The 9,304-nt window shown below is 71.0% G+C and carries 4 protein-coding genes; 1 reads left to right on the top strand and 3 read right to left on the bottom strand.

The window, feature by feature from the left end; all coding sequences use genetic code 11:
* Window positions 1–627, top strand: a 627-nt coding sequence (locus ACE3UY_RS19975; protein ID WP_374689238.1) for a metallophosphoesterase, incomplete at its 5' end; no start/stop codon positions are given.
* 94 nt (window positions 628–721) lie between these two features.
* Here ACE3UY_RS19975 and ACE3UY_RS19970 read toward each other — a convergent pair.
* The 3 genes from ACE3UY_RS19970 to ACE3UY_RS19960 form a co-directional block, all read right to left on the bottom strand.
* The gene (locus tag ACE3UY_RS19970; RefSeq protein WP_374689237.1) at window positions 722–3,994 is read right to left on the bottom strand and encodes an adenylate/guanylate cyclase domain-containing protein; all 3,273 of its coding nucleotides are present in this window, start codon (window positions 3,992–3,994) and stop codon (window positions 722–724) included.
* A gap of 158 nt (window positions 3,995–4,152) precedes the next feature.
* Window positions 4,153–5,328: an NAD(P)/FAD-dependent oxidoreductase gene (locus tag ACE3UY_RS19965; protein WP_374689236.1), complete on the bottom strand. Its 1,176-nt coding sequence runs from the start codon at window positions 5,326–5,328 to the stop codon at window positions 4,153–4,155.
* 141 nt (window positions 5,329–5,469) lie between these two features.
* Window positions 5,470–9,304, bottom strand: a 3,835-nt coding sequence (locus ACE3UY_RS19960; protein WP_374689235.1) for an adenylate/guanylate cyclase domain-containing protein, incomplete at its 5' end; no start/stop codon positions are given.

The raw sequence follows: 9,304 nt of genomic DNA, 5'->3' as shown, positions 1-9,304 counted from the left end.
TGCCTGGGCGACCTGGTCGGCTACGGCGCGCAGCCGGATGAGGTGACCGCGATCATTCGCGACCGCGCCATCCCGACGATCATGGGCAACTACGATCTGGGCGTGGGGCAGGAGAGCGACGATTGCGGCTGCGCCTACCGCGACGCGACGGCTGAGGCGCTGGGCAAGCGCTCCATCGCCTGGACCAATGCCCACACCACGGTTGAGACCAAGGCCTTCCTGCGCACGCTGCCCGACACCATCCCCCTCACGCTAGGTGCGTTGCGCGTTCTGCTGGTGCATGGCAGCCCGCGCAAGGTGAACGAGTATCTCTATGAGGATCGGCCGGCGGCGAGCCTGGAGCGGCTGCTGGACGCCGCCGGGGCCGACGTGCTGGTCTGCGGCCACACCCACCTGCCTTACCACCGCGTGCTGCCCAGCGGCCGGCACGTGGTCAACGCCGGCAGCGTCGGCAAGCCCAAGGACGGCGACCCGCGGGCGTGCTACGTCAGGTTGTGGGCCGACGACCGCGCCCTGGAGGTGGAGTTTGTGCGCGTGGCCTACGATGTGGCGGCGGCGGCGGCGACCGTCGAGGCGAGCGGCCTGCCGCCCGAGTTCGCGGGGATGTTGCGAGCGGGGAGGGGGTAGAAATTAGGAATTAGGAATTAGGAATTAATCACTGGCCGAATTAGTCATTAGCCCACTGCTTGATTCCTAATTCGTAAGTCGTAATTCGTAATTCCTAATTCTCTTCCAGTATTTCAGCCACCACGGCGGCGAGGTCGGCCGTGTCCCCCTCGATGGAGCAGCCCAGGCCGTCGAGAATCGCCACCACCTGCGGCCGGGTCTGGTTCTCCGTCGCCGGGTGGCGGAAGATGAGGCGCAGCACGGCCGCCGCCCGATCCCGCTCGCCCGTCGCCGCCAGCAGCCGGCCGTAGACGAACAGCATCACCGTCACCCGCGGCAGCAGCCCCAGCTCCCAGGCCAGCGCCAGCCCCTCGCGCAAATCGCGCCGCGCCCCGGCCAGCTCGCCCCGGTCGAGTTGGGCCTCGGCCAGATTGCCCAGCGCCATAACCACCTGTTCTGAGCGGCCCAGTTCGCGGTAGTGAGTCAGCGCCTCGCGGTACGAGTCCAGGCCGCCGGTCGGGTCGCCCAGGCGGTGGGCCAGCGCGCCGAGGTTCATCAGCGCCGTCGCCTCGCGCTCCAGGTTGCCCGTGGCGCGGGACAAATCGAGACACGTCTGATAGAAGGAGCGCGCCGTCTCCAACTCCCCGCGGGCGTAGGCCACCGTGCCCAGCCGGTTGAGGGCCATCAGTTCCAGCGTCGTGTTGTCCAGCGCGCGGGCCAGCGTCAGGCTCTCGGTCACGTAGGTCTGCACCGTGTCCAGGTCGCCCAGCTTCCAGGCCACGTCGGCGACGCCGTAGAGCACCTGGGCCAGCGTGCCGGCATCGGCGGCGCGGGCCAGAGGCAGGCCGTAGGCCAGCAGCATGCGCGCCTGCGCATAGTCACCCCGACTGATGGCGACGCGGCTGAGCCAGTAGAGCGCCGTGGCTTGGCCGGCGGCGTCGCCGGCGCGGCGGGCGTGATCGCGGGCGTAGAAGAGGGCGCGCTCGGCGGCCGGGAAGTCGCCCAGGTTCCAGCAGACCGCGCCCAGCTTCAGCCGCAGGGTGCTCAACGTCGCTTCCGGCGTCGTCTCGTCCTCACCGCGCAGGGTCAGCGCCCGCTCGAAGGCGGCGCGGGCGGAGCGGTAAGCGCCGCTGCGTTGCGCGCCATCGCCTGTCCGCTCCAGATAGGCGGCGGCGCGGCTGCCGGCCCCGGCCAGGATGTAATGCTCGGCGATGAGACCCAGGTATTCGCCCAGACGACCGCCGGCGTTGACTTCCAGCCAGCGGGCGACACGGGCATGGTATTGCCGGCGGGCGCGCAGCAGCACCGTCTCATACGTCACCTCGCGCAGCAGGTTGTGCTTGAAGGTGTACTCGACCGCGCCGGCAAAGGCAGAGCGCTCGCGGCGGACGATGAGATCGCGCCGGGCCAATGCATCGAGCAGGGGATGCAGGCCGTCCTCGGCCGTCGGCTGACGCTCCACCGGCTCGTGCCCCTCGCCCAGGTCGGCCACTGCCTCATCCCAGAACGTGCGTCCGACGACGGCGGCGCGCTGCAACACTTCCCGCTCCTGGGGGGGCAGGCCGTCGAGGCGGGCCTGAAGCAGCGCCGTCAGCGTGGCGGGGACGTGGACTTCGTCCAGTAGTTCGGCGTGGATGCGCCAGCGCTCTTCCAGAGCAGGGGGGCTGGAGGGCAGGGGGGTGGGGGTGAAAGAAACGTCTGCCTGAACGGCTCCCCCGCTCCCCTGCTCCCCCGCCCCCCTGCTTTCCTGTGCTACAATCCGCCCCCGCTCAATGACCCCCTGCTCGATCAACATCTTGACCAGTTCCTCGATGTAGAACGGGTTGCCCTCGGCGGCGGCGACGACGCGGTCGCGCAGGGTGTCGGGCACGGCCTCGGCGCGTTGCAGGATCTCGTCCACCAGGGCGCGGCTCGACGGCTCATTCAGCGGCGACAGCCGGACGAGGCGGCAGCCGGGCAGGCCGCGCCCCCACGCCGGCCGGCGCTCGAACAGGATGGGCCGGGCCAGACAGATGATGAGCAGATGCACGTCGGGCGCGGCCGCGGCCAGACGCTCGATCAGGTCGAGCGAACTGTCGTCGGCCCAGTGGATGTCTTCCAGGAGCAGGGCCATACCCCGCTCGCCGGCCAGGGCGCGCACGTAGCGGATGAAGTAGGCTTGGGCCAGCGCGGCGAAGTCCGGGCTGCCGGCCAGCCGGGCCACGGTCGGGCTGGCCGAAAAGTCGAAGCCGAGCCAGTGGCCGACGATGTCGCTGAGGTACCTGCTCTCCCCCCGCGCGGCGGCCGTCGCGCCCATGCCCTGACGAAACTTGCTGAGCGCCACGGCCGGGCTGTCGCTGTCCAGGATGTCGAAGCGGAAGGCCAGCACGTCGCGCCACAAGCTGAACGGCACGGCCTGCAGCGCGGGAGTGGCCCGCCCCTTGAAATAGCGGACGCGCTCCGGCCGGAGCTCCACCCAGTTGTCGAATTCGTAGAGCAGGCGACTCTTGCCCACGCCGGCGTCGCCGATGACGGTGACCAAACGGGCCTCGGCCGCGCCCGCCGCGGTTGGGGTGACGACCTCGGCAAAGGCCGTCTGGAGCGCGGCAAACTCGGCATCGCGGCCGATCATGCGCGTTTCGATGCCCTCGACGCCGCGCGTGGAGGTGCGAAAAGCGCGCGGCTTGGGGCGCTGGACGACGTAGACGGGGACTTGCTCGTGCCGGCCGCGCACCTGGACGGGGCCGAGCGGCTCGACTTCGAAGACGCCGCGCACGTGGCGGTAGGTGTTGTGGGCCACCAGCACGCCGCCCAGCGGGGCCAGCTGTTCCAGCCGGTTCGCCAGGTTGACCGTGTCGCCCATGGCCGTGAACTCGCGGGTCAGGCCGACCTGGCCCAGCAGCACCGGCCCGGTGTTGACGCCGACGCGCATTTCCAGCGCGCCGCCGGCCGGCAAGCGCCCCTCAGCCGACAGCGAGCGGCTGAACGATTCGACCTCGGCCTGCATGGCCAGGGCGGCGCGAATGGCCCGCTCCGGGTCGCCCTCGCGGGCCGCGTCGGCTCCCCAGAGGGCCATGATGGCGTCGCCGATGTGCTTGTCGATACGCCCTCCATGGAAGGCGATGAGGCGGTCGAGCCGCGTCCAGAGGGCGTTGATGAGTTCAGCCACCTCTTCAGGATCCATCATCTCGCTCAGCGCGGTGAAGCCGACGACGTCGGCGAAAAGGACGGTGGCCTGTTTGCGCTGCTGCTCGGTGGGCCGGGCGACCGGCGCGGCTTCCAGTTGGGCTAGCTGGAGGCGCATGGAGGTCAGCGCCGGCTCGACCACGGCGTCGCCCAGGATCGGCCGCTGGGCCTCGATGGCCGCCATGGCCGCCCGCAACTGCGCGATATCGCCGGTAGACTGCATGGGGCCTATTGTAGCAAAGGGAGGCAGAATGGAACGCTGATTGGCGTTGTAGTGAATAAGAGCTCACGCCAAGAACGCCAGGGAAACCAAGAACGCCAAGAAGAATCAGTGGTTTCTTGTTGGCGTTCTTTGCTTCTTGGCGCTCTTGGCGTGAGCGCTCACCCCGCAATGCTATAGGCGTACCGCCCGCGCACCGGGTCGCCCTCGGCAAAGCGGCCGAGCCGGAACAGGTGGGCCGGGAAGAGCGGGTCGGCCACACCCAGCACCCGCTCGGCGGTCAGCCGCCCGACGGCCGGCCCCAGCTTGAAGCCGTGGCCGCTGGAGCCGCAGCACAGGAAGAAACCGCTGCCCGGCGGCGCTTCATCGATGATGACGTGCCAGTCGGGCGTCACGTCGTAGAGCGCTGCGTAGCCGCCGGCGCTGGCGCTGCGCTCCATGGCCGGGTAGCGCCGGATGAGCCGCTCGCCCGTGTCGAGAATGAAGTCAGTGTCCACGCTCTCGTCGTAGCGGTCGGGGTCAACGATGGCGTTGGCCTCGGCCGGATCGACCAGGCCGACCAGCGTCAGGCCGCCCGTCTCGCTGCGGAAGTAGGTGGCCTGGCCGAAGTCCACGACGACGGGATGGACGGTCTCCTCCCCCGGGGGTCGCTTGAAGAACGACACCTGCACGCGGCAGGCATTCAGCGGAATCTCCAGTCCGGCCATGCGCGCCACCCGCGCCCCCCACGGCCCGGCGCAATTGACGACGGCCGCCGCGCCCAGCCGGCCGGCCGTCGTCTCCACGCCCGTCACCCGGCCGGCGTGCTGAGTGACGTCTGTGACGGCCGTGTTCGTCAGCACGCGGACGCCGGCGCGCCGCGCCGCGGCGGCGTAGGCGTTGACGGTCAGGTAGGGGTCGGCGTAGCCGCTGTCCTCCTCCCAGGCCGCGGCGACGAGGTCGGCCGTCGCCATGCCGGGCATGATCTCGCGCAGCGCCTCGGCTGGCAGCAGTTCGGTGCGGATGCCTACGCCGCGCTGGAGGGCGACGTTGGCCTCCAGCCCCGCCCGGTCGGCCGCCGCAACCAGAGCCAGGAAGCCCGTCCGCCGGAAGCCGCACTCGCCGCCGACCCGTTCCTCGAACTCCTGGAAGACGCCCAGGCTGTAGTGAGCCATGCGCGCCGTCAGTTCGTTGGAGTAGTGCTGGCGGATGATGGCTGAGGAGCGGCCGGTGGGGCCGTCGCCGATGTTGTCTTTTTCCACCAGGGCGACGCGCGCGCCGCGCCGGGCCAGTTCGAGGGCGGTGGAGCAGCCGTTGATGCCGCCGCCGATGATGAGGACGTCGTAGGTGTCGGACATGTATTGCCTCCTTCTACAGAGTGCGCATCCTCAGATGCGCGTCTTGTCAATGTGCGCCCACCTTCCACGAAATGCGCATCCTCTGATGCGCGCTACCGGGGCGCGCTCGCCCGCATCTGAGGATGCGGACTCTGATTGCTACTACCGGGGCGCGCCCGCCCGCATCTGAGGATGCGGACTCTGATTGCTGCTACCGGCGCGCCCGTCCGCATCCTCAGATGCGGACTCCGCCAGGGCGCGTTGCACTTCCGGCCGGGCCAGGAAGGCGGCGCGGGCGTGGTCGGGCCAGGTGTTGGCCGCCAGAAAATCGATCTCGGCCCGCGCCTCGGCCCGCAGCGCCGCCGCGGCCGTCTCGTCCGGTTCCAGCGCGGCCCGGTCGGCCAGGATTTGCCAGAGGGTATGGCGCGCGCCGATGCCGCGGGCCAGCATCAGGGCTTCGTCCAGCGCCGCACGCGCTTCGTCCGGCCGCCCCAGCGCGACCAGCGCCCGCGCGCGCATGGGCAACATATCGACCAGCCACAGCCGCGCGCCGTGCTGCTGCACCTGCTCGATGGTGTCGGCGGCGACACGTTCGGCCTCCGCCGGCTGCCCCTGAGCCATGTGCAGGGTTACACGCGCCACAACAGGGACGACCTTGACCAGAAATTGCTCTTTCTCCAGATCGATCAGTTCGTCGGCCAGGACGGCCGCCGCTTCATCCGTCCGACCACTCAACAGAAGCGCCTGCGCCAATCGCCCCAAACCCATCGGCGCGAACTGGGGCAGGTGGCTGCGGGCGAGTTCGGCCGAGCGCCGCGCCGATTCGACCGCCTTGTCCAGCAAGCCGGCGTCCCCCTGCAGATTCGCGAGGAAGGCCGCCGACAGCAGCTCCCCACCGACAAAGCCGGCTTGCGTGGCGGCGGCTAAGCCGGTGGTCAAGTCGTCGAGCGCCTGGCCGAACTCGCCCTGATACGCCAGCACGACGCCGTGCAGACTGCCGCTATAGGCCATGCCCCACGTGTTGCCGATACGGCTGCTGATGGCGTACGCCTCCTCCAGCATGGCGCGCGCGACGGCCAGGTCGCCGGTCATGTGGATCCACTGCGCGCCGCTGGTCAGCGAGTTCGCCAGCATCGGTTCGTTGCCCAGTTCGCGCCAGAGCGCTTGTGACTCGCCCAGCAGCCCAATAGCCCGCCCCAACTCGCCCAGCCCGGCCAGGGCATCGCCCAGATCGTTGAGGATGAAGGCCGTCTCCTCGCGCAGCCCCAGGGCGCGCGCCTTACGCAGAGCCTCCTCGCCCACAGTGACGGCCTCGCCGTGGGTGTTCAGGTCGAAGCGGGCGATGTTGAGCAGGTTCCAGAGGATGCGCACCTCGGCCGGCTCGTCCCCCAGACCTCGCGCCAGTTCGAGCGCCCGGCCCATCAGCGCCCGCGCCGCTTTGGGGTCATAGAGAGGGGTCACGTTGGCGCGCAGGCTGCCCTGGGCCACGAGGGCTTGCAGTTCTAACGCCTGTTCGCCGCGCGCCGCGGCCAGCCGTTCCAACTCCTCATAGGCGGCGTTGGCCGCGGCGAAGTTCGATTGCAGTTCCAGCGCCCGGCCGCGCCGGGTGTAGATGTGGCCCACCTGGGCCGTCGCATCCGGCTGGCCCAGGGCGATGGGCAGTGCTTGGTCATAGTGGGTGATGGCCTCGACCGTGGCGTGCAGCCGCAGGGCGCTGTCGGCGGCCAGCAGTAGATGGGGCAGGGCGCGCGCCGAGGCGTCCCCGTCCAGGTAGTGACGGGCCAGGACGGGCGCGACCGGCGCGGGGTTGCCGGCAGACAGCGCCTCGATGGCCTCGGCCGCGCGCCGGTGCAGCGCCCGCCGCTCCTTCAGCAGGATGGTCTGGTAGGTCGCCTCGTGGATAAGGGCGTGGTGGAAGGCGTACTCCGGCTCGGGCAGGCGGCTGACCTCGCGGATAAGTTCGGCGCGCTGTAGCTCCAGCAAACGCCGGCCCAGCTCCTTCGGCCGGTCGACCAGCGCGGCCAGCGTGCTCTGGGCGAAGTTCCGGCCGAGCACCGAGGCGATTTGCAGGACGCGGCGCGTCTCCTCGTCCAACCGGTCGATGCGGGCGGTCAGCAGCGCTTGCAGCGAGTCGGGCAGGGTGATGGCCGCGCCGGCAGCGGGCGACCACGTTCCGGCGTCATCGCGCGCCAGTTGGCCGCGCTCGATGAGGTGGGAGACGATCTCCTCGACGAACAGCGGGTTGCCCTCGGCGCGGGTCAGGATGGGCGCGCGCAACCCCTCCGGCGGGTCGGCCCCGCCCAGCAGCGCGGCCAGCAGGTCGCGGCTGTCGCCGTCGGTCAGCGGGTAGAGGGCGGCCTCCTCGAAGCGGTGGGGGTAGTCGTGCTCGGCCGTCTCCTTCAGCCGCCAGCCGGCCGCGCCCCGCTCGCGGCGCAGGGCGCACAGGAAGAGGAGAGGCGCGCTCTCGGTCAGGCCGAACAGGCGGCCCAGCAGGTCGACCGAGGAGGCGTCGGCCCATTGCAGGTCGTCGAGGGCCAGTACGACCGGCCCCTCGGCCGCCGCGGCCCGCCACAGCCGCTCCACGGCGGCGACCAACTGCCCGGCGAACGCCTCGCCGCCCGCGTTGTCGTCGTCAAGGCCGAACAGGGTCGCCAGGGCGCGCCGGTGGGCGTCGTCGCCGTCGCTCTCGCCGCCCAGGGTCGCCGCGAGGCGTTCGCGCACCACGTCGGGCGGGTCGCCGGCCATCAGACCCAGCAGCCGGCGCAACAGCCGCAGCGCCAGGCCGTAGGGTTGGCCGGTTTCATAGGAGAGAGCCGCCGCGCCATAGACGCGGCCGAATGCGCCCGTCTCCGGCGCGAAGCGCTCGATGGCCTCGTCCATCAGGCGCGTCTTGCCCAGGCCCGCGTCGCCGGTCAGGAACAGGATCGCCCCGCGCCCCTGGGCCAGCCCGCCGAACACGTCGCTCAACTGCTCCCACTCGCGCCGCCGGTCGATGAGCGGCGCGCGCAGCGCCCGCCGCGCGTCGCCAACCGGCCGCCGCCGCAGCACGCGGTAGGCCATGACGGGCATGGCCTTGCCCTTGGCCTCGACGCCGCCCAGCGCCTCGACCTCGAAGTGCGGGGCGACGAGCCGGTAGGTGTCCTCGGCGACGCGCACCGTGCCCGGCGCGGCCGTCTGCTCCATGCGCGCCGCCAGGTTGATGGCGTCGCCCAGGGCGCTGTACTCCAGCCGCAGGTCGGAGCCGACCGCGCCGACGACGACCAGGCCGGTGTTGATGCCCACGCGCACGTCGATGCCGTCGGCCGGCGCGGCCAGCCCGGCGCGGTAGGCGCGAACGCCCTCGACGATCTCGAGCCCGGCCAGCACGGCGCGGCGGGGGTCGTCCTCGTGGGCGATGGGCGCGCCGAAGAAGGCCAGCAGCCCATCCCCCATCAGCCGGGCGACCGTGCCCTCGTACTTGTAAACGGGGCGCACCATCCGCTCGAACGCGCCGTTGACGATCTCCGTCCACTCCTCCGGGTCGAGTTGTTCGGCCAGGCGGGTGGAACCCTGGATGTCGCAAAAGAGCAGCGTGACGACCCGCCGCTCGCCGGCCATGGCCCCCGCGGCGCGGGCGGCGTTGAGCTTGGCGACGAGGGGGGTGGGGATGAAACGCTCTAGTTGGAAGGTGGGTTCGCCGGCCGGCGGGGGAGCGGGGGAGCGGGGGAGCGGGGGGGAAGGGGCCAGGGAAGAGCGCTCCTCCCCTAGCCCCTGGCCCCTGGCCCCTAGCCCCTGTTCTTCCCCTGGCCCCTGGCCCCTGGAACCTGGAACCTGCCACAAGCCCGTCCACACCGCCGGGCTGAGCGGATAGCCGCACGCATCGCAGAAATTGGCGTCCGGCGCGGCGGCGGCGCGGCAGCGGGGGCACGCGCCGAGGAGCAGCCGGCCGCAGTGGCGGCAGAAGGCGGCGCCGGCGCGGTTGGGGGAGCCGCAGGTGGGGCAGATCATAGTGGACATT

Origin of the sequence: Promineifilum sp. (SeqCode), from assembly GCF_041918635.1 — a bacterium.
Classification (GTDB): Bacteria; Chloroflexota; Anaerolineae; order Promineifilales; family Promineifilaceae; genus Promineifilum.
The sequence above is the reverse complement of the archived record's forward strand: the minus strand, read 5'-3'. Positions and strand labels throughout refer to the sequence as shown.

Coding starts and splice junctions, on each gene's coding strand:
- ACE3UY_RS19970 (WP_374689237.1), bottom strand. CDS start 3,994: ATGCAGTCTACCGGCGATATCGCGCAGTTGCGGGCGGCCATGGCGGCC.
- ACE3UY_RS19965 (WP_374689236.1), bottom strand. CDS start 5,328: ATGTCCGACACCTACGACGTCCTCATCATCGGCGGCGGCATCAACGGC.